This is a genomic window from Pantoea sp. Seng, from assembly GCF_009829935.1.
GTDB classification, from domain to species: domain Bacteria; phylum Pseudomonadota; class Gammaproteobacteria; order Enterobacterales; family Enterobacteriaceae; genus Pantoea; species Pantoea communis.
In genome coordinates, this window is sequence record NZ_SZZV01000019.1 from 62641 (window position 1) to 87746 (window position 25106).

Annotated in this window: 28 protein-coding genes; 9 read left to right on the forward strand and 19 right to left on the reverse strand. The window is 52.3% G+C overall.

From position 1 onward, the window contains the following. Window positions 1-52: 52 nt before the first annotated feature. The 3 genes from FD737_RS18715 to FD737_RS18725 form a co-directional block, all read right to left on the reverse strand. Window positions 53-862, reverse strand: a complete 810-nt coding sequence (locus FD737_RS18715; protein ID WP_160834260.1) for a hypothetical protein — start codon at window positions 860-862, stop codon at window positions 53-55. Then, window positions 859-1326, reverse strand: a complete 468-nt coding sequence (locus FD737_RS18720) for a sigma-70 family RNA polymerase sigma factor (RefSeq protein WP_237448830.1) — start codon at window positions 1324-1326, stop codon at window positions 859-861. The genes FD737_RS18715 and FD737_RS18720 overlap by 4 nt, the downstream gene beginning before the upstream one ends. Window positions 1327-1401: 75 nt before the next feature. After that, on the reverse strand, window positions 1402-1929 hold the full coding sequence (locus tag FD737_RS18725) for a tetratricopeptide repeat protein (RefSeq protein ID WP_370523123.1): 528 nt from the start codon (window positions 1927-1929) through the stop codon (window positions 1402-1404). A 201-nt stretch (window positions 1930-2130) separates the two neighbouring features. Between FD737_RS18725 and FD737_RS18730 the strand changes: the two genes are divergently transcribed. Both FD737_RS18730 and FD737_RS18735 read left to right on the forward strand, forming a co-directional pair. Next, window positions 2131-3306 carry an efflux RND transporter periplasmic adaptor subunit gene (locus FD737_RS18730; RefSeq protein ID WP_160834263.1) on the forward strand — a complete coding sequence of 392 codons (1176 nt, stop codon included), beginning with the start codon at window positions 2131-2133 and terminating at the stop codon, window positions 3304-3306. Beyond that, the gene (locus FD737_RS18735; RefSeq protein ID WP_160834264.1) at window positions 3303-5237 is read left to right on the forward strand and encodes a MacB family efflux pump subunit; all 1935 of its coding nucleotides are present in this window, start codon (window positions 3303-3305) and stop codon (window positions 5235-5237) included. The genes FD737_RS18730 and FD737_RS18735 overlap by 4 nt, the downstream gene beginning before the upstream one ends. Before the next feature lie 77 nt (window positions 5238-5314). Here the strand turns inward: FD737_RS18735 and FD737_RS18740 are convergent, their stop codons facing one another. After that, complete coding sequence (locus FD737_RS18740) at window positions 5315-6142, reverse strand: MurR/RpiR family transcriptional regulator (protein WP_160834265.1); 828 nt, start codon at window positions 6140-6142, stop codon at window positions 5315-5317. Between the two features lie 174 nt (window positions 6143-6316). On the opposite strand from FD737_RS18740, the gene FD737_RS18745 reads away from it, so the two are divergent. Continuing rightward, on the forward strand, window positions 6317-7873 hold the full coding sequence (locus FD737_RS18745) for a maltose/glucose-specific PTS transporter subunit IIC (RefSeq protein ID WP_160834266.1): 1557 nt from the start codon (window positions 6317-6319) through the stop codon (window positions 7871-7873). After that, window positions 7870-8559, forward strand: a complete 690-nt coding sequence (locus FD737_RS18750) for an N-acetylmannosamine-6-phosphate 2-epimerase (protein WP_160834267.1) — start codon at window positions 7870-7872, stop codon at window positions 8557-8559. The genes FD737_RS18745 and FD737_RS18750 overlap by 4 nt, the downstream gene beginning before the upstream one ends. Window positions 8560-8631: 72 nt before the next feature. Here the strand turns inward: FD737_RS18750 and FD737_RS18755 are convergent, their stop codons facing one another. The 3 genes from FD737_RS18755 to FD737_RS18765 all read right to left on the reverse strand — a co-directional run bounded on the left by FD737_RS18755 (window position 8632) and on the right by FD737_RS18765 (window position 10714). Beyond that, complete coding sequence (locus FD737_RS18755) at window positions 8632-8847, reverse strand: YdgH/BhsA/McbA-like domain containing protein (protein ID WP_034829885.1); 216 nt, start codon at window positions 8845-8847, stop codon at window positions 8632-8634. Window positions 8848-9185: 338 nt separating this feature from the next. Beyond that, window positions 9186-9497 carry a cupin gene (locus tag FD737_RS18760; RefSeq protein ID WP_097119056.1) on the reverse strand — a complete coding sequence of 104 codons (312 nt, stop codon included), beginning with the start codon at window positions 9495-9497 and terminating at the stop codon, window positions 9186-9188. Between the two features lie 86 nt (window positions 9498-9583). Next, window positions 9584-10714, reverse strand: coding sequence for an MFS transporter (locus FD737_RS18765; protein ID WP_160834268.1), 1131 nt, complete (start codon window positions 10712-10714; stop codon window positions 9584-9586). 135 nt (window positions 10715-10849) lie between these two features. Here FD737_RS18765 and FD737_RS18770 point away from each other — a divergent pair, with 135 nt between their 5' ends. Then, window positions 10850-11599, forward strand: coding sequence for an IclR family transcriptional regulator (locus FD737_RS18770; RefSeq protein WP_034829888.1), 750 nt, complete (start codon window positions 10850-10852; stop codon window positions 11597-11599). A gap of 41 nt (window positions 11600-11640) precedes the next feature. Here FD737_RS18770 and FD737_RS18775 read toward each other — a convergent pair whose 3' ends face one another. The 5 genes from FD737_RS18775 to FD737_RS18795 form a co-directional block, all read right to left on the reverse strand. Then, on the reverse strand, window positions 11641-11946 hold the full coding sequence (locus tag FD737_RS18775) for a CcdB family protein (RefSeq protein ID WP_034829889.1): 306 nt from the start codon (window positions 11944-11946) through the stop codon (window positions 11641-11643). Between the two features lie 3 nt (window positions 11947-11949). Further along, a complete protein-coding gene (locus tag FD737_RS18780) occupies window positions 11950-12168 on the reverse strand; it encodes a type II toxin-antitoxin system CcdA family antitoxin (protein ID WP_034829890.1) in 219 nt (72 codons plus the stop codon). A gap of 237 nt (window positions 12169-12405) precedes the next feature. Then, window positions 12406-12615, reverse strand: a complete 210-nt coding sequence (locus FD737_RS18785) for a YdgH/BhsA/McbA-like domain containing protein (protein ID WP_097119053.1) — start codon at window positions 12613-12615, stop codon at window positions 12406-12408. A gap of 191 nt (window positions 12616-12806) precedes the next feature. Then, a complete protein-coding gene (locus FD737_RS18790; RefSeq protein WP_097119052.1) occupies window positions 12807-14060 on the reverse strand; it encodes an enolase C-terminal domain-like protein in 1254 nt (417 codons plus the stop codon). 76 nt (window positions 14061-14136) lie between these two features. After that, window positions 14137-14838 carry a FadR/GntR family transcriptional regulator gene (locus FD737_RS18795; protein WP_160834288.1) on the reverse strand — a complete coding sequence of 234 codons (702 nt, stop codon included), beginning with the start codon at window positions 14836-14838 and terminating at the stop codon, window positions 14137-14139. A gap of 279 nt (window positions 14839-15117) precedes the next feature. Here FD737_RS18795 and FD737_RS18800 point away from each other — a divergent pair, with 279 nt between their 5' ends. From FD737_RS18800 to idnD, 4 genes are all read left to right on the forward strand, one after another. Beyond that, window positions 15118-15885, forward strand: a complete 768-nt coding sequence (locus FD737_RS18800; RefSeq protein WP_160834269.1) for an SDR family oxidoreductase — start codon at window positions 15118-15120, stop codon at window positions 15883-15885. A gap of 70 nt (window positions 15886-15955) precedes the next feature. Then, a complete protein-coding gene (locus FD737_RS18805) occupies window positions 15956-17245 on the forward strand; it encodes an MFS transporter (RefSeq protein WP_160834270.1) in 1290 nt (429 codons plus the stop codon). Between the two features lie 13 nt (window positions 17246-17258). Further along, a complete protein-coding gene (locus FD737_RS18810) occupies window positions 17259-18620 on the forward strand; it encodes an MFS transporter (protein WP_097119049.1) in 1362 nt (453 codons plus the stop codon). Between the two features lie 8 nt (window positions 18621-18628). After that, a complete protein-coding gene (gene idnD / locus FD737_RS18815) occupies window positions 18629-19669 on the forward strand; it encodes an L-idonate 5-dehydrogenase (RefSeq protein ID WP_160834271.1) in 1041 nt (346 codons plus the stop codon). 58 nt (window positions 19670-19727) lie between these two features. On the opposite strand, the gene FD737_RS18820 is transcribed toward idnD, so the two are convergent. The 7 genes from FD737_RS18820 to FD737_RS18845 form a co-directional block, all read right to left on the reverse strand. After that, window positions 19728-19943, reverse strand: a complete 216-nt coding sequence (locus tag FD737_RS18820) for a YdgH/BhsA/McbA-like domain containing protein (RefSeq protein WP_034829897.1) — start codon at window positions 19941-19943, stop codon at window positions 19728-19730. Between the two features lie 108 nt (window positions 19944-20051). Next, a complete protein-coding gene (locus FD737_RS23770) occupies window positions 20052-20204 on the reverse strand; it encodes a hypothetical protein (RefSeq protein ID WP_202404602.1) in 153 nt (50 codons plus the stop codon). Window positions 20205-20296: 92 nt separating this feature from the next. Next, a complete protein-coding gene (locus FD737_RS18825) occupies window positions 20297-20512 on the reverse strand; it encodes a YdgH/BhsA/McbA-like domain containing protein (protein WP_097119047.1) in 216 nt (71 codons plus the stop codon). Window positions 20513-20639: 127 nt separating this feature from the next. After that, complete coding sequence (locus FD737_RS18830; RefSeq protein WP_160834272.1) at window positions 20640-21533, reverse strand: dihydrodipicolinate synthase family protein; 894 nt, start codon at window positions 21531-21533, stop codon at window positions 20640-20642. Between the two features lie 71 nt (window positions 21534-21604). Then, window positions 21605-22933, reverse strand: a complete 1329-nt coding sequence (locus FD737_RS18835; protein ID WP_160834273.1) for a cytochrome c — start codon at window positions 22931-22933, stop codon at window positions 21605-21607. Next, complete coding sequence (locus FD737_RS18840) at window positions 22926-24530, reverse strand: GMC family oxidoreductase (protein WP_160834274.1); 1605 nt, start codon at window positions 24528-24530, stop codon at window positions 22926-22928. Before FD737_RS18840 ends, FD737_RS18835 begins: the two co-directional genes overlap by 8 nt. A 20-nt stretch (window positions 24531-24550) precedes the next feature. Beyond that, window positions 24551-25051 (reverse strand): sugar dehydrogenase complex small subunit, encoded by a 501-nt coding sequence (locus FD737_RS18845; RefSeq protein WP_058960991.1) that lies wholly within the window; start codon window positions 25049-25051, stop codon window positions 24551-24553. Between the last annotated feature and the right edge of the window lie 55 nt (window positions 25052-25106).

Below are 25106 nucleotides of genomic sequence, written 5' to 3' on the forward strand. Positions count from 1 at the left end.
GCAGTGTCGTAGGGGCATAATCGACGAGCGGCTTAAAGGTTGCCTTGTACATCTACACCAGAGCGGCGTTCAACACCTGCGCCGCTCGCTTTAACTGATCCGCCGGATTGCGCCCAATCAACACGTACTGGTATCCGCTGCGATGCCACCACACCAGATTCATGCCGTGCCGCTTTTCCTGCGCCAGTGCACTCTGCTGAGCATGCTCTTCCCGCGAAATACACAGTGCCATCGGACCGTAACTGCTGTGATTCCAGGCGATTTGGGTGATCAGTGAATCGTCATAGCGCAGCATACGCACGCTTTTCAAACTCGCTTCAGGTAGCGTCAATTGCTCTGCCGTTAAATGCAGATCGAGGTCACGCGCGGTACGTTGTAATGAGCGTGCCAGCACTTGTGGAGAGCTGTCGACATCGGCCAGCGTTTCTGGGCTATAGAGCGACATGTATTGCGCCTCAAGTTCCCGAATGTGCGCGCTTTCGCCCTGCTCAGTGGTTGCCACAGATCGCGGTCGCGCCCAAAACCCAATCCCACTGCCCACCAGCAGAAAACTCACTGAGGCGGCGATCAACGCACGGCGGCTGACCTGAACAACAGCTTTTGCCGGCGCGGATGGCGTGTTTTCGAGCAGATATGCCAGCCGTGACTCCATACGCTCCCGTGGCGCATCATCCAGCATCGGCGCGAATGCATCTGCGAAAGGCTGGTTGCTTTTCATCAACTCGGCCGTCCGTGCTGATAAGGTTTCACTGCGCTTTAATTCGTTTTCAAACGCCTGCGCATCCTCCGCGCGCATTTCACCATCCAGCCAGGCAACGATAGCTTCATCGGCATAGGGCGAGGTAAATCGTGGTGCATTCACAAGCGTTTCTCCTGTCCCGCAGGCCGCGCTTTCACTGCGCTGGCTAAAGTGGTGCGTGCCGCAGCGAGGCGGCTCATGATGGTTCCAATCGGCACGGCCAGCGTGTCGGCAGCTTCCTGATAGGTGAAGCCCTCGACGTAAACTAAAAATACCGCGTTGCGCTGCGCCTCCGGCAACTGCCCGACACGCTGCATCACTTTGGCGTACTGCATGCGCTGTTCATTGTGTTGCTGATGGTCGGGAGCGAGCAGTTCATCACTCTCAACGAATCCCTGCCCCATGCGAACCCGCTGCGCGCGCAGTTCATTAATCCACACCGAGTGCAGCACGGTAAACAGCCAGCGATCGATGCGAGTACCTGGCGTGTATTGGGCGCTGCGTTCCAGCGCCCGCACACAGGTGGATTGCACCAGTTCTTCGGCCACATCTTTGTTGCGCGAAAGCACCATCGCGTAACGCCACATACGTGTCAGATGTGCCGCCAGATGTTGACGGACTTCAGTGCTGGTGATGTTTACGTCCTCCGTCAACCGCCGTCATCAGGACTCCGGATGACCATTAATCGCCGCGTTCAAATCCTGATACTCTTCACAATTCACCCCGCACAGCGATTTGATGATAGTAAGCTGCTCTTTAGCCAGGTCCGGACGGCCTTTGATCATCCAGGCTTCACCTAAATATTCACGCACTTTGGCATATTTGGGGTCCAGCGCGATGGATTTCTGATAGTAACTCATCCCTTCGTCGGTGCGGCCGAGTTTACGTGTGGCGTAACCGCGATAGTTCCACGCCTCTTTGGTGTTCTGATTGTGCAGCGTATCCAGTAACGTCAGCGCAGCTTGATACTCGCCTTTTTTCGCCAGATGGTAGGCGTAGTTGGTCTTGTCCTCATCACTCAGCATGCTGGTTTTTTCCGGCACACAAGATTTGGTTTTGCTGTCATAAACCTGCCCTTTCGGACAGTCCGGGGTTTTCTTGTCGCTGTCGTCATCGCCCATGGCGAGTGCCGCAGGTGTATGTAACGCCATCAGCAAAACCGGCACGGCAAACCAGCGAACCTGATTCATCATCTTCATCATTCATTTATCCTCGCGGAGTGGCATCCGAAATTAGAGCCATTTAAGCGGTAAACAACTCAACGATGATTTCTATTCGGAAAATTTTCATTTTTTTCTCAACGCACCCGATTTAATGCAGGAATCCTGACGAATTTTCTCCTGTTTGTTGCATTTAGTGATTACTATTCTCGCTTCATTAAAGGGATGCTTATGTTGAATACCTCTAAAAAGCGGCTTTTGGTCGCGATCGCTATTTTGGCGATCATTATTTTGGTCTGGGCCTACAGCAGTTCAAGACCAAAACCGAATCCACTGGTCACTGCCGTGGTGCGTCAAGGCGACATCGAAAACGTCATCGCTGCGACCGGCAAGATGGACGCTATCGAGCGCGTCAACGTCGGTGCGCAGGTTTCAGGTCAGGTGAAAAAGCTGTATATCAAAGCCGGTGATAACGTCAGTAAGGGCGAGCTGATCGCTGAAATTGACGATCAGCCACAGCGCAGTGATTTACGCAACGCGCAGGCTGCACTGAGCGTCGCGCAAGCCGATCTGGAAACACGTGAAGCGACGTTGGTCAGGCAGGATGCGCAGTTCAAACGCCTGCAGCAAATGATTAAAGCCAATCTTGTGTCACGTCAGGATTATGACGAAGCGGCCGAAGCCTCGAGCACCGCGCGGGCAGAACTAACGGCACAGAAAGCCCGCGTGATTCAGGCACAGATTGAGGTGGACAAGAAACAGCTCGATCTCAGTTATACCCGCATCATGGCACCGATGGACGGCACGGTGATAGCCATCGTCACCAAACAGGGCCAGACGGTCAACGCCGCGCAAAGTGCACCGACCATCGCCAAACTGGCGCAACTGGGCACCATGACCATTAAAGTGCAGGTTTCCGAAGCGGACATCACTAAGATCCAACCCGGCCAGCAGGCTTGGTTTACCACCTTTGCCAATCCCGACAAACGCTACTATGCCACGCTGCGCAGTATCGAACTGGCCCCGGAATCGGTGATGAAAGATGACGCCTTAATGGGCAACAACGAGAGCACGCCTTCCAGTAGCACCAACGCCGCGATTTATTACAACGCCCTGCTGGATGTGCCTAACCCTGATAACACTCTGCGCATCTCCATGACCGCGCAGGTGAATTTACTGCGTGACACGGCAAAAAATGCCCTGCTGATTCCGGTGCAAGCGACTAAAAAAGATCCCGATGGTAAAACCTACGTGGAAGTCGCCGATCAGCAGAATCAGCCCGAGAAACGGGTCATCACCACCGGTATTTCAGACAGCGTCGATATTCAGGTTCTCAGCGGATTAAAAGCCGGTGAAAAAGTGATTCTCGCGACCCAGGCTATTGGCGCGGACAAGGTGGTGATGTGAGCCTGATCGAACTGAAAAACATTCAGCGCAACTATGTTAACGGTTCAGAATCTCTGCATGTGCTGAAAGACATTAACTTGCAGATCGCCAGTGGCGAAATGGTCGCGATCATTGGCCCTTCCGGCTCGGGCAAATCCACATTGCTGAATATTCTCGGCTGCCTGGATGCCGCCGACAGCGGTCACTATTTTATTGCCGGGCAGAATACCGCTTCACTGTCACCGGATGCGCTGGCGAAAGTCCGTCGCGAACATATTGGTTTTATTTTTCAGCGCTACCACCTGATGCCGGACCTTACCGCATTAAGCAACGTCGAAATTCCGGCGATTTATGCCAATTTACAAGGGCAGTCGCGTCGGGAGCGTGCTGCTCAGTTGCTGGAGCGACTGGGACTAAAAGGCCGTGAACACCATAAACCGGGCGAACTCTCTGGTGGCCAGCAGCAGCGTGTGAGCATTGCGCGCGCACTCATCAACGGCGCTGAAATTATTCTTGCCGATGAACCCACCGGCGCGCTGGATTCCCATTCGGGCGAGGAAGTATTACGCATCCTTCATGATCTGAATCGTGATGGCCACACGGTGATTATCGTCACGCACGATATGAAAGTGGCACAGCACGCTGACCGCATCATCGAAATCCAGGACGGCGAAATTTTTGCCGACAGCGGGCCAAAAACCGATGCGACGCGAGCGCGCTATCAGCCGATGGCCCGCAAAAGCCAGAGCAAGCTGCGAGGATTTGTTGATCGCCTGCGCGAATCTATGCGCATGGCGCTGAATGCCATGAACACCCACCGCTTGCGTACCGCATTGACCATGACCGGCATCATTTTTGGTATCGCTGCCGTGGTCACCGTGGTGGCGCTCGGACAAGGCGCACGAGAAAAAACGCTGGAGAGCATCTCCGGACTCGGCACCAATGTGGTGTCGGTGTATGCCGGCGGCGATTTCGCCGAAGATGATGCGCATCCGGTGTTGACGCTGGTGATGGCTGATGCCGATGTGATTGCTCGCCAGCAGTTTGTCGACAAAGTCAGCCCTGAGCTGCTATCGACGCAGCCGATCCGTTATCTCTCCAACTCGTCGAAAGCATCCGTATCGGGCGTCGGCAAAGATTACTTTGAGATTCAGGGCATCAAACTGACCGAAGGCAGTAACTTCAGTGATGAACGCCACGCCCGGCAAGAGATCATTATCGATACCAATACGCGCAATAAACTGTTCGCTGCCAATGAAAACCCTATCGGCAAGATGGTCGTTTTAGGTTCTGTGCCGGTGCGCGTGATTGGTGTGGCGCATGAAGATAACGGTATTTCGCCCAATCGTCTCAGCGTGTGGCTGCCGTGGAGCACCATGATGTACCGCATCAGTGGGCAAACGGCGCTAACCAGCATTAGCATTAAGCTAAAAGATGATGTGATCAGCGGCCCGGCGGTGGAATCGCTGACGCAATTACTGACTGCGCGTCATGGCACCAAAGACTTCCTGATGTTTAACCGCGATAAGTACCGTAAAGCCATCGAAGGCGCGGCAGCCACCTTGACCTTGCTGATTTTGATGGTGGCGTCGATTGCCTTGATGATTGGCAGTATCGGCGTGATGAATATCATGCTGGTGTCGGTGACTGAGCGAACGCATGAGATTGGCGTGCGCATGGCCGTGGGGGCGCGACGCGGCGATATCATGCAGCAGTTTATGATTGAAGCCGTGCTGGTTTGTCTGGTGGGCGGCTCGCTTGGCGTGGCGCTTTCATTGGTAATCGGTCCGCTGATTAGCCTGATGGCAGGCGGCGTACTGACTGCCATCTACTCATGGGAATCCGCGGGCGCGGCCTTCGCCTGCTCTACCATCATCGGCATGATTTTTGGCTATCTGCCCGCGCGCAAAGCTGCACGTATGGATCCGGTCGCCGCATTAGCGAGTGAGTGAATTTGTCTTCTAAGGGTGCGCATCGCTGCGCACCGATTTTTCCGTCATGTTGGGATTGAGAGCGACTTACATTACGGTTAGATCAGCATCGGTAATGTGGCACTGGCCGTTTGCTGACTAGCAGTGGCGTAATGCGCATCATGTGCCATCAGCTCCCCCATTAACGCCTCAACCAGCAACATCGCCCCTACCTTCCCACTCAACGTTCCGGCATTAAGCGGACCTTCCGGTCGCGCCGCCACCAGCAGCATATCCGCCAGATTGCCCATCGGGCTGCGCAGCGTATTACTTAGCATCAGCACCTGCGCTTTTCGCTTCTTCGCTACATTGATCACATGCATCAGATCTTTGGTGGAACCGGAAGCAGAGATCGCGATGACCAAATCACCTTCACCCAGGGTCGAAGCATTCATGGCCGCACGATGCATATCACCAAACAGCTGCGCGGATTTGCCCAGCCGTAGTAGACGATAATGCAAATATTCACCGGTTATCGCGCTGGCAGCCACACCATAGATTTGGATAGAACGCGCCTGATGCACCGCCGCACCTGCCTGCTGTAAAACCTCGCGATCAATAAATTTTCCGGTATCGCGCAGTGCCTGCACCGACTCTTCCACCAGCGCATCAACCGGATCGCCCGTTGCTGCTAGCGCGGGCTGACTCTGTTGCACATCCAGCGCCAGTGCCATCTTAAATTCGGTATAACCTTTGCAGCTCAGATTACGACATAAGCGCGTCACGCTGGCTTCGCTGGTGTCCGTCTCTTTCGCCAATTCGGTAATGGTGAGATACAGCACTCTCTGCGGTTCGGTCAGGATGAAGTCGCCCAGCTTTTGCAGCGCCGGACTGTAACCCGGCAGGCCCTGCTTCAGATGCAGCAAAATATTTCCATTGTCCGTCATGACACCTCTCCATTAGCCAATATTGATGGCGCTTAGTGTGCGTAAAGGCCCTGCTTTGTGCCAGCAGAATTCATTATAAGTGAAAGCTATCACACTAATGGTAGTAATTTTCATCCGATTAAGTAGATTGTGATAATAATTTTTACCACAACAACACTTCGGGGATAAAAATTTATGTCAATGTTCAGTGGAGCCTCTTCAGGAGGCTGGTTTGAAAAAGCGCAACGTTTTGGAAAATCCTTTATGTTGCCGATCGCGGTATTGCCTGCCGCCGGCTTGCTGTTGGGCATTGGCGGCGCGTTATCCAATCCCAACACTGTTAAAGCCTATCCGTTTCTGGATATCGCCTGGCTACAAGGGGTGTTCACCATCATGGCCAGCGCAGGTTCGGTGGTCTTCGCCAACCTCGCTGTGCTGTTTGCGGTGGGCGTGGCGGTAGGTCTCGCGAAAAGCGACAAGGGCACAGCAGGACTGGCATCTCTGCTCGCCTATCTGGTGATGAATGCCACCATCAATGCCCTCTTGATGCTAACCGGCGTGCTGGCCAGCAGTAATCTCAGTGCCGTGGGTCAAGGCATGGCGCTCGGCATTCAAACGCTGGAAACGGGCGTATTCGGTGGCGTGGTGATTGGGCTGGTCACGGCGCTGCTGCACAATCGTTATAACAAAATCGCCCTGCCGCAATTCCTTGGCTTCTTCGGTGGCTCACGTTTCGTCCCGATTATTAGCTCGTTTGTGGCGATTATCGTTGGTGCAGCAATGACCCTCGTATGGCCGCACTTCCAAAAGCTGATTTTTGGCATGGGCGGATTGGTCGATGCCACGGGGTATTTTGGCACATTTATCTATGGCTTTGTGCTCCGCATGCTCGGGCCATTCGGCTTGCATCACATCTTCTATCTGCCGTTCTGGACCACCGCATTGGGCGGTAGCGAAATGGTGAATGGCCATCTTGTTGAAGGTACGCAGCGCATTTTCTTTGCTCAGTTAGCCGATCCGAACACCCAGCAGTTTTACTTGGGGACTGCGCGTTTTATGTCGGGCCGTTTTATCACCATGATGTTCGGACTGCTTGGTGCCTGTCTGGCGATGTATCACACCGCCAAGCCCGAGAACCGCAAACGTGTGGCCGGTTTGTTGTTGTCCGCCGCCCTTACCTCATTTCTGACTGGGATCACCGAACCGATTGAGTTCTCGTTCCTGTTTGTGGCGCCGGTGTTGTATGTAATCCACGCGCTTTTCGATGGCCTGGCCTTTATGATCGCCCACATTTTACACATCACCATTGGGCAAACCTTCTCCGGCGGATTAATCGATTTCATTCTGTTTGGTGTTTTGCAGGGCGAAGCGAAGACGCATTGGATGTATGTGCCGTTGGTCGGTGTGCCGTGGTTCCTGCTCTATTACTTCACCTTCCGCCTGCTGATTGCTCGTTTCAATTTTAAAACGCCAGGCCGTGAAGATATCAGCATCGATACGCTGCCGATTGCCGCTGGCGAACGCCCTTTGCAGGTGATTGAAGCGCTGGGCGGTAAAGACAATATTGCCGAACTTGACTGCTGCGCCACACGTTTGCGTATCACACTAAACGACAGTTCTAAACTTAATGAAGCCGCATTGAAGGCCACGGGCGCTCGCGCGGTTATCCAGCGTGGCAACGGCGTACAGGTGATCTATGGCCCGCACGTCACCATTATCAAAAATGAAGTTGAGGAGTTACTCGCGCTATGAAAGTAAACATGCTGGAGCAAATTAAAGGAAAACTGGTGGTGTCTTGTCAGGCACTGGAAAATGAACCCCTGCACAGCGCCTATATCATGTCGCGTATGGCATTAGCCGCGAAGCAAGGTGGCGCGTCGGCAATCCGCGCCAACAGTCTGATCGATGTAGAGCAGATTATGCAAACCGTGGATTTGCCCATTATCGCCATTATCAAACGAGATTATTCAGGCAGTGATGTATATATCACTGCCACGCTCAAAGAGGTCGATGAATTGATGGCGGCGAATCCAGCGATGATCGCGCTGGACGCCACGCAACATCAGAGGCCTGGCGAACTGCAGTTGCCGCAGTTGGTGGCGGCGATTCGTCAACGCTATCCGCAGTTATTGCTGATGGCAGATATCGCGACAGTTGATGAGGCGTTGCTGGCGGATGAACTCGGCTTCGACTGCGTAGGTACTACGCTGCATGGCTACACGGCGGAAACGCGCGGAAAGTATCTGGCGGCAAATGATTTTCACTTTCTGCGTGAAGTATTAACAGCAGTGAAGGCGCCAGTGATTGCAGAAGGCAATGTGGAAACACCTGAGATGGCGGCGCAGTGTTTAAAACTGGGCGCGCATGCTGTGGTGGTCGGTGGCGCGATAACCCGTCCTCAGCAAATAACGCAGCGTTTTGTCAACGCAATCAGCTAAGACGTCTTGCTCGGGTCATAAAAACAGCAAAGCCGCCCGAAGGCGGCCTTAACGCGGAAGCGGAAACTGAACTTATTTGTACAGTTCTGCCGTCATGTGCACACGGTTGTTGGTGTTCGCTTCAGTGATTTTATACTGAGCGCCCTGCTGTTGTGCGACTGCGGCAACTTTCGCTTCGGCACCGTCAAGAGTTGAAGACTCAACGGAGATGCTCTGGGCAAAGCTGGCAGCGGACATCAGTGAAAGAGCGGCGGCAGCGGCGATGGTCAGTGTTTTGATAGTTTTCATGGTCTTATTCCTTTGGGTTGTTTGTGAAGGCTGTGTGCCTTCGATGGAAATAATAATACCCTAGGTTACAATTACCATATTAACTATTAGTGCGGTCATGATGATCCAGCTAATCATGCACAGCGTTACTGTCACATCGACTGTCATAATGATCAGGATGTTATCCACATTTCGGGTGAAAAGACTGCGCGCTAACCTGTGGATAAATCACCTCCCACCGCAAACCACGCCAGCTGCACTGCCGTGGTTACTTTTCGTACGAGCTTGTGCCTGATTGCTCACTCATCTCCTGTTACGCCTAACGGATCAAATCGTTACCGATTACGGTTAGTGTGGTTTCATACCGAATCCTCTTTCTCAACCACCAGTACCCGCGCGGCGCCCTGCGGATGGGCAACATGCTCGGTTCCCACACTGGCAAAGAAAATATCACCGACATTCAACATCACTTTCTGTACTTCGCCCTGCTCGCGGTAATGCATTTCTACTGCACCATCCAACACCACAAAGACCTCTTCGCCGTCGTTGATGTGCCAGCGATAAGGTTTATCAGTCCAATGCAATCTGACGCTGGTACCGTCGAAATTGGCAATATCGACGGCATCCCAGGCTTTGGCTGGAGTAAAGTTTTTACTGATGATGGTTTTCATGCGGATCCTAAATGATTGAGATTGCGCACTATCTTAACGGTAAGCCATAGATGGATGAGGACATGCATCGACCCTTTTCGGACAGATTAATTCCTCACCACGGCGAACTTACGCAAAGCAACAATATTCATCACGGCCAGTATTGCTGCGGCAATAAAGGTCATCGCCACCTGGCCGGGAATATAAGCCATACAGGCCGCGAGAAATTGCCCGGCAAAGATTGCCATCGATAAACGCGCCAGTTGTCGTCCACGCTCATGCGGTTGGCTGGTTTCAACCGTCATATGGTTGACCAGAGGCACTGACAGGCCAAATCCTATGCCTAACAGGATGCCGCCCGGCAGGCACAGCAGCATGTCCGGTGCAGCAGCAAACTCCAGGTGCGCCAACATATAACAAACGAACGCCATGATCAGGGTTGGATAAGGACCAAATTGCAGTGCCACATGCGGCATCAACGCTGCAGCCAACACGGCCACCAGCGAAACGAATGACAGAAAATACCCGATATGAGCGGCATTAACGCCCAACGCGGCAAAGCGTTGTGGCAGCATGATGATGGCGGTATAGAAACACATCATGGAGCAGATGGCCGCCAGCAATACCGGACGCAATGCCCGATCGCTGTTGGTTGCGCCTTCATCCCTGGTTTCAGTGGCGATTTGCTGTTGCGGACGTGGAAACAAAATGACCACCAATGCGAGCAGCAACCAGGACAAAAGATAGAGTGCATAGGGATAGCGCCAACTCAAGGAAGCCAGAATCCCGCCAATAAATAAAAACACCACTCCACCAAGTTCGATAGCCATGCCCTGACGCGCCATCATTTTAAGTCGTGCTTCAGCCTGATAAAAACTGGCAATTAAACTGGTTCCAGCCGACATCACTACGGCGGTAAAACAGCCTAATAGGACACGATCAATGATCTGCAGGGGTGCGCCGGGTAACCAGGCACCCGCCACGCCCAATCCGCCGTAACAGAAAAGACCCACAAGAAGCATGGGGTAAGCGCCATAACGGTCTATCGCTCGTCCGGCAAAAGGCCCTGCCAGTACTACGCCCAATGCTGGCAGCGTTACCAACCAATTAGCCAGATGTGAGACTCCTAATTGCGCAGCAATCTCACTCAATCCCGGTACGATAACGCAGCCCACCATGATGGTCAGGCAACTTACCGCCAATAACGTCATTGCCGCTGCAGGTTTTAATACAGTCATGAATACACCTATCCGCATAATGGGTTTATCATCCACATATCGGACATGAGTGTTAGGGTAATCGCGTGTGATGTCAATCGCTAGCGGGTAACGTGATAAAGTGGCGCGTGGGTAAATCGATGAAACGGATGAATAATGGTCGCAGATACTGAAGCTAACGGATCACAGGTGATTGCACGTGCCGCCACCCTTTTGCGCGCACTGGAAAATCGCCCCGCTGGATTATCAATGTCCGAACTGGCGAAATCGACTGCGTTACCGCGAACCACGGTTCATCGATTGGTGACCTCTCTGATTGCGCAGCAGTTGCTGATCCAGGACAGCGCGGGAATTAAATTGGGGCCAGCACTGACCAGACTTGCCGCCTCAGCGCACACCGATATTATTGCGCTGGCGCAACCGGCGATGGAGACGCTGGGGCGTCGCACCCGCGAAACGGTGGACTTGTGTGTCTGGCGTGGCAGCCACACGGTACTGGTCAGCCAATATGCTTCGGATCAGGAGCTGCGCGTGGTTTCGCCCATCAGCACAGCCTTTCCTTCCCACTGCGCCGCACATGGCAAAGCCCTATTGGCGGAACAGCCTGAAGAGCTTTTGACGACGTTAATGCCGCAGTTGAATGAGGTGCGCACCCTGCAAACGTTGAAAGATCGTCAGCCTTTGCTGAAAGCGATTGAGTCAATTCGCCAGCAAGGTTATGCGATTGATCGGGAGGAGCATGCGCGCGGCGTTTGTGGCGTCAGTGTTGCTCTGCACACCGGGCCGGGTGAACGCTATGCCCTGGCCTTAGCCGTGCCGGCTATGCGCTTCGATGAGCAGTTTCCCCAACTACTGGCCGCGCTGATGCAGGCGAAGGCAGAAATTGAAACGCTGGTGGCGCGCTAAAAAGATAAAACCCGCCAGGGCGGGTTAGATTTGAGAGTGGTTTACACACCCCAAAACAGAATGTTAATAGCGTCTTTAATTTCAGTTTCGTAGATTGCAAGACTTCCGACTTTATCGCCAAACACGCTTTTTGAAACGCTAACGACATCGTCAGTTTTCAGCCGATAAGCAGTGCCATTGAGTTGAACGATTGGAAGGAGCTCTTTACTCACTTTTTCAGAGAGTAAAGAGGCATCAACAAGCGGGATGGCCATTCTAAATCCCGGTGTATCAAGGATGTTACTCTGAACATCGACAAAAAGTTGGTAATGACTGGTCCGCTTATATTCATAAACATCAAATTGCATGAGTTACCACTTCCTGTTCTCATCAGCGAACGAGCCAAACTTTTGGTTAAAAGCGGCAAGTTCTTCCATGCCCTCACGATTTTCTTCCTTCCAACGTTCCCCTTTAATGCGCTTAGCCTCTTTGGCGTAAGCCGCATCCGCTAATGCAGAAACGTTAACGCCGGAGTCAACCAAATATTTATAGTTGTCTTTCTCAACGGTGATACTGACTTTGCCTCTCATTTAGCCCCCTAAATCGATGTCGTTTAGAGGTATACTATATGGGTATACAATGAGGGTAAATAGTCACCATTGCCAAATCTGTGTCAGGGAAATCTTAATATTACAGATTTAAGGTATATGAGGGGGGCCTGGATGACCTTAGAGATCATCTAAGTAGAACGTATGAGAGGCGGTTACTTAGTTCAGAAACAGCAAAGCCGCCCGAAGGCGGCCTTAACGCTGAAGCGGAAACTGAACTTATTTATACAGCTCTGCAGTCATGTGCACACGGTTGTTGGTGTTTGCTTCAGTGATTTTATACTGTGCGCCCTGCTCTTGTGCCACTGCGGCAACTTTTGCTTCTGCACCGTCAAGAGTTGAGGACTCAACGGAAATGCTCTGTGCAAAGCTGGCAAATGAAACCAGAGTAAGGGCTGAAACTGCAACGAAAGTTTTGATAGATTTCATGGTCATTTCCTCAAATTCATTTTCAGATTATGAGGCATTCTGCCTCGATGTGAAAAAGAATAGACCTGTATTGTGATGGTTGAAATCTAATCATTTTGCTTTTATCGTTCTAATTATTTGAATGAGAGTTTTGGGCTGAGTATTTGCCTTAGCGCATCAGAAATAACAAAGCCGCCCGAAGGCGACTTGAATTAAGGCCTTGCCGCAGAGCCATCCGGCAAGCGAGCATTAGTCCACTCGGGTTGATCACCTTTAACTGGATACTTAGCTGCACGGGCTTCATCAATATCTACACCTAAACCTGGGCGAGCACTGAGGTATGCATAACCACGATCAATCTCCGGGCAGCCCGGGAAGACTTCCTGCAAAGCCTCATTGACCGGCGTATATTCCTGAATACCGAGGTTAGTAATGCTCATATCAATATGCAGATTTGCAGCGACACCAACGGGTGAAATATCACCTGGTCCATGCCAGGCGGTTCTTACGCCGTAGAGCTCAGCAAAAGTCGCCAGCTTTTTGGCAGGCGTAATACCGCCGATGGTACTGACATGGCAACGAATATAATCGATAAGCTGGTTTTGGATCAGGGGTTTCCATTCGTTAATCTGGGTAAATAACTCTCCCATCGCAATCGGTGTACTGCTCTGTGTCCGTAATGTTTTAAGCCAATCGATGTTCTCAGGGGCGACAGGATCTTCGAGGAAAAACAACTGGAACTCTTCCAGCGATTTCGCCATTTGAATCGAGGCAATCGGTGTGATTCGCTCGTGTACGTCATGAATAAACTCCACACCAAAACCAATTTTATTACGCAGATGATCAAACAAACGGGGCACCGCACGCGCGTAAGCTTCGGGGTCGAAATAAACGCCCGGCGTCTGACTACGCGGTGACACCTTCGGCTGAATATTACGTGCCTTAGCCAACTTACCGGCGATCAGACGTAAATCATCGGTGCCAGCACCGCCGTACATGCCCACCTGGCAGCGTACATATTGATAACCCTCTTCCATACGGGCCCGAATATTATCTTCAACTTCAACTTCATCTGCGCCGTCACAGTGGCGATAAAGAGCAATGCCATCACGGCACTTACCACCCAACAGTTCAAACACTGGCAACCCAGCCACTTTACCTTTTAAATCCCACAAGGCCATATCGACGCCAGACAGTGCGTTGTTCATGACCGGGCCATTTCGCCAATAGCCACTCACCGCAGCCGATTGCCAAATATCCTCAATACGCGCGGGATCCTTACCTATTAAGAACGGTTTCATGTAGTTGTCGATAGCAGAGGCGACGGCATGAATACGTTGTGTAAACGTCGCACAGCCTAAACCGTATAACCCAGGTTCACTGGTTTCAATTTTGACCACCACCAGGTCAATACCGCCCGGTGCAGTGAGAATGGTTTTTACGTTGGTAATCTTAAGTTGGCTCATGCTAATCCTCATTAATCCTGTATGATGTCCTACATGTTTGAAGTATAAAAAAAGCCGCAATGGGCTTTTGCTATGTTCAGTTATGGCGTACATCTTCGATAGCGTGCACGTTATGGGTCATCGCACTGTTCAGCGTCTCTGTTGCCAAATCTGCATCACGATTTTTCAGCGCCATAAATACCTTAATGTGGGCTTCAACGCTCTCAAGCGTAATGCCCAGCACACGGTTTAACTCTTCGAGATAATGCACATAGATGCCTTTGAGTGACTCCATAACATGAATAAAAATTTTGTTATGCGAAGCTTTCACGATGGCCAGATGGAAGTCGTAGTCTGCCAGGGAATACTTCTTGTAATCATCCCGATTAACCAGCATTCGATTGAGCGCACTCTCTAACGCCTGAATGTCTTCATCAGTCGCATTCTCTACAGCCAACTTCATGCAACGAAACTCAACGGTTTGGCGAAACACGCGCATATCGTCAAACTCTTCCTGAGACAGATGCAAAATCGGCTGATTGTCGCTGAAGGCCCCATAGCGCGCGACATCCAGGGTAACATAAGTCCCCTTGCCCTGATGCGTGATGACGATACCTAAATCACGTAACTTTTGCACAGCACTGCGCACGCTGACTCGGCTGACCTGGAAGGTGGCCGTGAGTTCTGCTTCAGAAGGCAACTTACAGCCTGGCTCCCAGATGCCATCCTGAATGTTCTGCTTCATCTGTTCGTAGATCACGTCCACGATATTGTGTTTTTGAATACTTGCCAGCGCCACGTTGCTCACTCACTTGTCCTACATGTTGGTCTTTTTAACTTTTTCACTCTCCTGGCACAAGACGTTTTTTCTTTTATCACGCTTAACCCTTTTGACTAGAATTATAAAAACACATCAATTTCATACAGTTGATGTGTTATTTACTATTTCCAGCTCCTGCTAACTGATCCCATTTTTGTGAAACAGTCTGCAATTTATTGATCAGGTTATTGCTGCTACTTACAACCTCACGTACAACTTTTACACCAACTTGTTAGTCATGTTACATGAGGAATTATCATGCACTCCCTTTTCGATTTAACGGGAAAAACGGCCTTGATTACCGGTTCAACGCGTGGGCTCGGTTTTTCCTATGCCACGGGATTAGCGCAAGCTGGCGCTTCTGTCATCCTCAACGGCACTCGCGAACAGCACATGCATCACGCGTTAGCACAGTTAAAAGCCCAGGAATTTAATGCGCGAGGCTTTCTCTTTAACGTCGCAAACGAGGATGAGATAGAGCGCGTTTTCGCACAGCTTGATGAAGAAAATATCCACGTCGATATCGTCATCAATAATGCGGGCATTCAATTCCGTAAACCTATGCTGGAGCTGGCGTTAAGTGACTGGCAGCGTGTAATAGATGTGAATCTCACCAGTGCCTTCCTGGTGGCTCGTGCCGCAGCGCGGCGTATGGTGGCGCGCAACAGCGGTGGCAAAATTATCAACATCGGCTCACTCACGAGTGAAGCCGCTCGCGCCACCGTTGCCCCTTATACCGCAGCAAAAGGCGGTATCAAATTACTGACGAAATCGATGGCAGCTGAATGGGCAGTCCATAACATCCAATCGAATGGCATTGGGCCAGGTTATATCCTCACCGACATGAACAGTGCGCTGGTAGAAAACCTGGAATTTAATCAATGGGTTTGCAATAGCACACCCTCAGGGCGCTGGGGTAAACCTGATGAGTTGATTGGCACAGCGGTGTACCTGGCCTCCTCTGCCTCTAACTACGTCAATGGACAAATGATTTATGTCGACGGCGGTTGGCTCGCCACGCTTTAGACCAACGTCATTTAAAAATGCATTTCCAGACTCATTGTACCCTCCCCTTAAAACGATAAGAGGTCAGAACATGAATCAGACCATTTCAGGGACACTATCTAATAAACGTTGGGGGCGGCTCATTCCCATCGCCTTCATCACCTACAGCCTGGCTTATTTGGATCGAGCAAACTACGGTTTCGGCGCTGCAGCTGGACTCGCAGAAGACCTCAACATCACACCGGCAATATCGTCGCTGCTGGGCGCTCTATTCTTCCTGGGTTATTTCTGTTTTCAAGTGCCAGGCGGTATCTATGCAGAGAAACACTCAGCCAAGCGATTGATTTTCTGGAGTCTCATCCTTTGGGGGGCGCTGGCTGCTGCAACAGGAATGGTGCATAACGTTGCACTTTTAGCGGCCGTACGTTTTCTTCTGGGTGTCGCCGAAAGCGTTGTCATGCCCGCAATGCTGATATTTCTCAGTCATTGGTTCACACGGGAAGAGCGTTCCAGAGCAAATACCTTCTTGTTTCTAGGTAATCCCATCACAGTTTTGTGGATGTCGATCCTTTCAGGATACTTAATCAATTCCTTTGGTTGGCGTGGGATGTTCATTATCGAAGGTGCGCCAGCCATCATTTGGGCGGTCATCTGGTGGGTGATATACGCCGATCGACCAAAAGACGCCAAATGGTTAAGCGATACGGAAAAACGTGCCATCGAGAATGCGCTGGCTGAAGAACAACAAGCCATAAAACCCGTTAAAAACTATCGCGAAGCATTTCGTTCACCCAAAGTGCTTGCCCTTGCTTTCATCCATTTCTTTTGGAACATAGGCATGTACGGCTTCATTATGTGGCTGCCCTCGATGCTCAAAACGGCATCTGGATTAGGCATCGTGGCAACCGGTTGGCTATCTGCAGCCCCCTATCTGCTGGCCGTTCCACTGATGTTAACCGCGTCCTGGTACTCTGATAAATTTCAGCAGCGCAAAGCTATCGTTTTGGCTTTCCTCGGGCTGGGGGCCGTTTGTTTTATTGCATCCTTCACCCTCGGCGCATCTCATTTCTGGATTTCCTGGTCACTTCTGGTCATTGCGGGAGGAGCAATGTATACGCCGTATGGTCCATTCTTTGCCGCCATACCTGAAATGATCCCGCGCAACGTTGTAGCCGGTGCAATGTCATTTGTCGTTTGTTTTGGCGCATTAGGGTCATTCGTCGGCGCCTGGATTGTGGGTTACTTAAATGGTTTGACCGGGAGTCCGGCGGCTTCATATGTCTTTATGGGCGCGTCTCTAGTGGTTGCTGTGCTTTTAACCGCACTGACCCGGTTTAGTAACGCATCGAACACGTTAACCCACGCCACCACTGCGCACTGAGAAAGGTCAATCCATGACAGCTAAACCCACCCGTACCCGTTTCTCCGTGCTGGCGATGTTGTTTGTTGTAACGGCCATTAACTATATGGACCGTGCCAACCTCTCCGTGGCGGGTTCTCATATTCAGGGAGACCTGGCGCTCTCACCGACTCAACTCGGATTGCTGTTTTCAATGTTTACCTGGTTCTACGCCATGAGCCAGATTCCCGTGGGATATCTGCTGGATCGCATCGGATCCCGCTGGCTGTATGGTAGCGCGATTGTGCTGTGGAGCGTGTTCACCTTATTAATGGGGTTTGCTTCACACCATCTTTTCGCCACCGCCACTGCTTCATTTATGATGTTGCTGGCTTGCCGTGCTTTGGTGGGGATCGCTGAAGCCCCCTCCTTTCCTTCGAATACCAAAATCATTGCGACATGGTTCCCTGATCACGAGCGTGCTCGCGCAACGGCAACCTATTCCAGTGCGCAATACATTGGGCTCGCACTCCTTACCCCTCTACTTTCCCTGATCGTAAGTAAATGGGGCTGGGAGATGTCGTTTTACATTTCTGGTGCGGTCGGCATTGTATTTGGTTTTTACTGGCTGATTCGCTATCGCGATCCGCAACACAGCACGCAGGTAAACAAAGGTGAACTGGATATTATTCGCCAGGGTGGCGGCTATGGTTCTGAAGTAAAAGGGGCAAATACCCGGGTAAACTGGCCTGAAGTGCGCTTCATCTTGCGTCAACGCACCACCTGGGGGCTGTTTATTGCCCAGTTCGCAGCGTCGTCCACGCTCTACTTTTTCCTGACCTGGTTTATTGTCTATCTGGAGAAAGGATTGCACCTGTCGATCGACAAAGCAGGGATTGGCGCCATGTTCCCTTACCTCATGGCCATGGCTGGTGTGTTGTGCGGCGGTACATTAAGTGATCTGCTGCTGAAGCGCGGCCGCAGCCGTACCTTTGCGCGTAAACTTCCTGTGATGACAGGAATGTTGCTGACCTGTTCTATTGCGCTGGTGAATTTCTTCCAGGACCAACCCGTGATAGCGATTGGTATCCTGTCTATCGCCTTTTTCGCCAATGCTTTCTCCAATCTCGGTTGGGTGGTATGCAGTGATGTGATTCCTCGTCACCTGATTGGCACCATTGGTGGATTTCTCAATATCTTCGGTAACTTGTCCGGTATCGCCAGCCCCATCATCATCGGCATTATTTTGCAACGCACGCAAAACTTTCAATACGCGATGTGGTACATCGCGGCTGTCGCTCTGGCAGGTTTCCTCGCCTATCTGTTCCTGGTGGGAAAAATCGAAGTCATGGTTCCTCCAGAAGAACAACCGACCCCGCGTGACAAAGAGAAATATAAGACACCTTCAAATGCTTAGGAGTAATCATGCAGCATAAAACGGTTAAAGCCGTCATGGTGGCGGGAGCCCATGATGTACGGTGTGAGAATCAAGATATTGCCTTGAACAGCGATCAAGTGCTGGTGAAAGTGGAGCGCGGGGGAATCTGTGGTTCCGATATCCATTATTTCTTGCATGGTCGGGCAGGTATGTCGGTATTGAAGTCGCCGATGGTGTTAGGGCATGAATTTGTTGGCATCGTTGAGCAAGCACCACAGGCAAGCAGCCTGCATGCAGGGCAACGAGTGGCCATCAACCCATCGCAACCCTGCCAGCAGTGCGATATCTGCCGCTCAGGTAAACAAAATCTCTGCCGCTCCATGCGATTCATGGGAAGCGCACAGTTTTACCCTCATGTTAACGGTGGATTCGCCCAGCATGTGGTGGTCGCGCCAGAGCAGTGTATCCCTTATGAAGATAATGTAGAGGCAAAGGTGATTGCCTTCGCCGAACCGCTAGCTGTGTGTATTCACGCCATCAAACAGGCTGGGGATTTAACGGGCAAACGCGTTTTGGTGACTGGCGCAGGACCGATTGGATGTCTGGTGATTGCAGCGGCTTTAGCTTCAGGCGCGACAGAAGTGGTGGCGACCGATCTCAGCGAACGTTGCCACACGTTGGCATTAGAAATGGGAGCGGCCTCGGTCTGGGACCCGCGAGATGAAGGAGTCGTTGCCGGATGGCGTGAACAAGGTGGCCGCTTCGATGTGTGTTTTGAGGCCTCCGGCGCTGCCGCTGCCGTCGCCTCAGTCGTTGCCTATACCCGACCCGGCGGGATTATCGTGCAACTTGGTATGGGTCAGGCTGAAATCACCTATCCCATCGGTCCTCTCTTGGTTAAAGAGGTTCAATTACGCGGCTCGTTTAGGTTCGTCGATGAGTTTTCCACTGCCGTACGTTGGCTGGAGACGGGGAAAATTAATCCTCTGCCGTTACTGTCCGCTGAAATGCCGATGGACCAGGCGGTTGCCGCACTCGAGTTGGCGGCTGACAAAGAAAGGGCCGCAAAAGTGCAGTTAGTTTTCTAGGTTTCAGATACAGCAAAGCCGCCCGAAGGCGGCCTTAACGCTGAAGCGGAAACTAAACTTATTTGTACAGCTCTGCAGTCATGTGCACACGGTTGTTGGTGTTTGCTTCAGTGATTTTATACTGAGCGCCCTGCTCTTGTGCCACTGCGGCAACTTTTGCTTCTGCACCGTCAAGAGTTGAAGACTCTACGGAAATGCTCTGTGCAAAGCTGGCGGCAGACATCAGTGAAAGAGCGGCAGCAGCGGCGATGGTCAGTGTTTTAATGGTTTTCATGGTCATATTCCTTTGGGTTATTGATGAAGGCTGTGTGCCTTCGATGAAATGATGATAACCTTAGTTATCGTTTCTATATTAACTATTAGTGCGATAATGATGATCAGCCTAATTATTATTCGCAAGCAAGGTGCGCACGGTCGAGATAAACTGCGGCCACTGATGGAAACGCATCACCGGCATATGTGCATGACGCTGCGTGCGCAGCGCTTCAACAAATGCACTGGCTTGCTGATCAATCTGGACATGATTCTGTTTCATGATGCGGTCTCCACTGCATTACGCCTCTCAACGAAAAAGGCCGCCCCGTAAGGCGGCCTGCTCCGGCACTTCCCTGTGCAACCATCCGATAATTATTTGTACAACTCAGCGGTCATGTGCACGATATTGCCGTCGCTGGCTTCAATGATTTTGTATTGTGCGTTCTGCTGATGTGCCTGAGCAGCGATTTTCGCTTCCGCACCGTCCAGAGTCAGTGAAGTGGCAGATACTGTTTGAGCAAAGCTGGCAGCAGACATCAGTGAAAGAGCGGCAACAGCGGCGATTGACATTGCTTTGATAGTTTTCATGGTCATATTCCTTGGTTTGTTTGATGAGAAGGCTGTGTGCCTTCGATGGAAGTGATAATAACCAAGTAAACTATATCTATCTTAACTATTAGTGCGATCATTATGATCGCACTAATAGTTAATTAGCCTAAGACAGACTCAGAAATTCAATCACTTGTCTCACTTCCCGTTGATCTTCACTGGATAATGCCCGTAGTGGGCGTGGCAAATTATTCTCGTCCGCCAGGCTCAGGAGAGCCGCTGCAGCCGCCATCACTCGGATACTTCCGCCATGCTGACGGAACAGCGCCCAAAGCGGGGCTAACCGTTGGGACTGCTCGGCGACTGCAGTGAAATCCCCTGCCTGAGCGGCTCGGGTAAGCGCTAATGCCGTGTTGGGGAACAAGCCACCACACACGGAATACCAAACCTCACATCCGGCCATAAGACCGTTACCCGCTGAGGCATCGCCACTGACGCCGATACTAATGCGTTCAGGCAGTTGCGCACGCAGTGCGCTCACCCGCTGGGTAGCCGCTGACATTTGGTCAGGAACACCGGGGATTTTTATCGAAGCTATGTTGGAAAGCGCGGCTATCCGTGCGTAGAGCGCGTCGGAAAACTGCGTGTGCGTCGTGCCGGGGTTGTCATAAACGCAAATGGGCACCGAGACGTGCTGAACCACCTCGGCATAAAAATTAAACACTTCTTCTTCGGTGAGCTTTTGGTACGAAACTACCGGCAATAGCAGAGCCCTTACGCCTGCCTGCTGCGCATCATCAGCCAGCCGCAACACTTCATCAGTGCTAATCGCGCCAATGCTGACCATTACCGGAATACCGTCTGCATGCTGGACCGCGAGTGTCGCCACGCGCTTGCGTTGCTCTCGGGAGAAGTAGGCATAGCTGCCGGTTGAACCCAGCACGCCCAGCGTGTCGACCTTAGCGGCAGTTAATCGCGCCAGAATCTTTAGAAAGGATTGTTCGTCGATGCCTGTAGCATTGACGGGGGTCAGTGGGAACGCACTAAGACCTGAAAACATAGCCAGCTCCTGTTAGATAACGCAAAAGCGCATCTTAACAACAGCTGGCTATTTGTCATAGGACAAAGCCGTCAGCGTTTGTCCCTTTTTCTAAATCTCAACCAGATCAGACCGATCACTACAATGATGCCCGCAGCAGCCATGCCAAGCCGCGATACCAGCATCAAATGTGACGCGTCACCGCCCGCGCGCAATGATTTCACACGCTCTTCAGTGATTTGCACCTTGCTGTAACCGATATCCTGCATCACATAGTTAGTGACGGCAGCCACCTGATGGTCATTCAACTCACCGGCAAAACCAATCATCCCCTGACCGTGTTCTGGCCATACGCCATCCAATACCGCCATCGCCACATTATCGGCGTTAGGCTTGTTGAGCACCGGATGATTCTGCAACGCTGGCAAACCGTTTAGCCCTTCACCTGTCAGGTTATGGCAGGAGGCGCAGTTGTTGCGATAGATCTGCTCACCTTCGCTGACCGCAGCCTGTGGCGTGTCGTCGCCTCGCACTGGCGTCCAGTGATTCGTCGGTGCTGGCTCAGCCGCAGCACTATCCTGCGGCAGCAGATACGTTGCAATAGCCTGACGATCTGCTGGCGTCATGCGCGAGAAGCTTTTATCAATGGCTTCGAGCATCGGTCCACCCGCCGTGGCGCCGTTGCTGGCATGGCCTGTCGCCAGATACTGTGCCAGCATGTCACGCGTCCAGTGCGGTTTTCCCTGCAACGTAGCCGCCGTGATATCGGGCGCAAACCAGGTACCCAGTGAAGCACCCTGCAGGTTCTTATCCTGCTGCTCCGCCATCAGGAAATTACGCGGCGTGTGGCAGGTGCTGCAGTGGGTTAAACCCTGCACCAGATAGGCGCCGCGATTCCATTCTTCTGACTGCTTCTCGTCCGGCTGGAAGGGCTTGCTGTCCATAAACAACAGATTCCAGGCTGCCATGCTGAAACGCAGATTGAAGGGGAACGGCAATGCCGTTTTCTCAGGCTGAATATCTACCGGCTGCACACCCTGCATAAAGTAGGCATACAATGCAGCGACATCCTCATCGGTGAGCTTCGCGTAAGCGGTATACGGCATCGCCGGATAAAGTTGACTGCCATCACCGCGAACCCCTTTACGCAACGCATCGGCAAACTGCTGCTCGCTGTATTGGCCGATCCCTGCCGTTTTAGAGGGGGTGATATTGGTACTGAAGATCGTGCCCAACGGGCTGGCAATCGCGTGGCCGCCACTGAAAGGGGCTTTACCCTCTTCGGTGTGACACGCGCCGCAGTCACCGGCAATCGCCAGATACTCCCCGCGCTTAATCAGTTGCTCATCCGCTGCATGCGCTTGTGAAACAGCCAACGCCAACGTGCCTGCTGCAAGCAGGGCTTTCCAGTGCTTAGCCATGTTGCGTCTCCTGCAGGATTTTGTCGGCGGTACGAAGAGCCAGCGCCATTGCCGTGAGCGTGACGTTACAGGTGCCCACCGTTGGCATCACACCCGTGCCAACCATAAACAGATTATGATGATCATGTGCACGCCCCCACGCATCGGTCACACTGGTCGCCGGGTCGAGGCCCATAGAGAGCGTGCCGGTGATGTGCTGACGATTAGAGAACTTGCCAGTTTTGCTGTGCTTAATGTTGGTTGCGCCGAGTTTGGCCGCAATCGCGTCATAGCATTCACGCGTTTTTTCGGTGCCTTTGATGACATAGTCGTTCACGTCCCAATACAGCGATGGCGTGGGTAAACCCAGCTCGTCCTTGTTGCTGCTCAAGGCCACGCGGTTGTTCGGATCGGGTAACTGCTCAAGCGCATTTTTGATGCTAAGGCGACGCGCGGCGCGGAAGCGAATCGCTTCCTGCAACTTCTTGCCAAACAGCCCTTCCGCCAGCGCTTCTTTAGTCACTGAGGCAACCTGTGAGGCGTTAGAGATATCGATACGGAACGGTGAATGTTCGCTGCGGAAATCGCCGTCACGGAACTGACCAATCGAACAAGGACTCACCGGGCCACGCCCTGGCCAAATCTCTTCATCGACGTCAAACGTCACGCCTATCGCCGGGTGATCGCACAGGTTGCGACCCACATTATCGTGCGCGTTGGCGATACCGTTCGGGAATTTATCGCTGACAGACATCAGCAGCAGTTTTGGGGTTTCAATCGCGTTGGCGGCCAGTACAAAGGTTTCAGCCGTGACACGATGGCTGACTTTGTTCCAGTCATAGTAATTGGCTGCCACGATATTGCCCTTGGCATCGTGCTCCAGCTGATACACCACCGCTTCGGTGATCACTTTCACGCCGCTGTTTTCAGCCTGCTGTGCGGCAATCCCGCCGTGATACTGGGCGTCGATTGGGCAGAGCGGCATGCAGTTGTTATTGCCGCAGCAGGCCGGACGGCCATCGTAACTGTGGCTGTTGCGACCCGTGCTGTCATCGAGCACGGTGAAGTCGGGTGCCAGGCGTGCGGTCACGCGTTGCTGCAACCAGGACGCCGGCACGCGCTCCATCGGATAAGGTTTGCTGCGCGGCGAACCATTGTCCGGCGATCCGCCGACCCCCGCGATCACTTCCGCCTGATAGTAGTACTCTTCCAGGTCGTCATAGCCAATTGGCCAATCTTTGCCGACGCCATACTGGCTGTGCTGACGGAAGTCGTTGGGAACAAAGCGCCACAACTGCGCCGCCCAGTGCCAGCTGGTGCCACCAAACATTCGAATGTACTGCGCAGCAAACGGATGCGGCCCGGCCTGATGCAGGTAATCATTCGGTTCCGGTGTATAGCGCGGATGCGGTGCCTTGGGCGAGAACGGATACGGCGACATAAAGTCAGATTTGAACGCCGATGCACGGAAACGCTCAACCAGCTGATCGCGTGCTACTTTCGGGCCGGACTCTAGTAACAGTACTGATTTACCTGCTTTTGCCAGACGGGTCGCCAGCAGCGAGCCGTTAACGCCCGCGCCGATAACAACCACATCGGCGGAATTATTGTTTTTCATAACGACATTACTCTTCTGAATCAGGGCTGTTGCGCCCAGCTACCACATTTGCCGTAGGAGAAACTCGGCGGCACTAATTTGTCATCCACCAGCAGATTGGCGAGCGTGTTCACGTAGGTGACATACAGCGCGTGATTGCCTTTGCCGACCACACCGTTGTACCAGCCGCCAAGTATCGCTTTTGCCAGCTTTTCGCTGTCCGCATCCGAGACAAACGCCAGGTGATCTTGCTGCAGCAGTTCTGGCTGGTTTTGCAGTAACGCCTTCAACTGTGCCAGCGCAGGGAGAAAACCTTTCTGCGTCTGACTCAGGGCCAAAAGCAGCGCACGCCCAACGGTGGCGTTTAGGGATTCTTGTTGCGTCAGCAGTTGTGAAACCTGCATAAAATCATCCAGCCCAGCCACGTTGGCCGGTGACTGGGCGGCGTTAAGGCGCGGCAACGGCAAAAGCTGGCCTGCGGCGCTGGCAATCGTCACCAGCCCGACCATCTTCAACACGCGGCGGCGTGAGTAGTGCTTCATAGTGTCTTCCAGTAAAAACGTCGCCTGCCATCACAGGCGACAGAATAAAATCGAA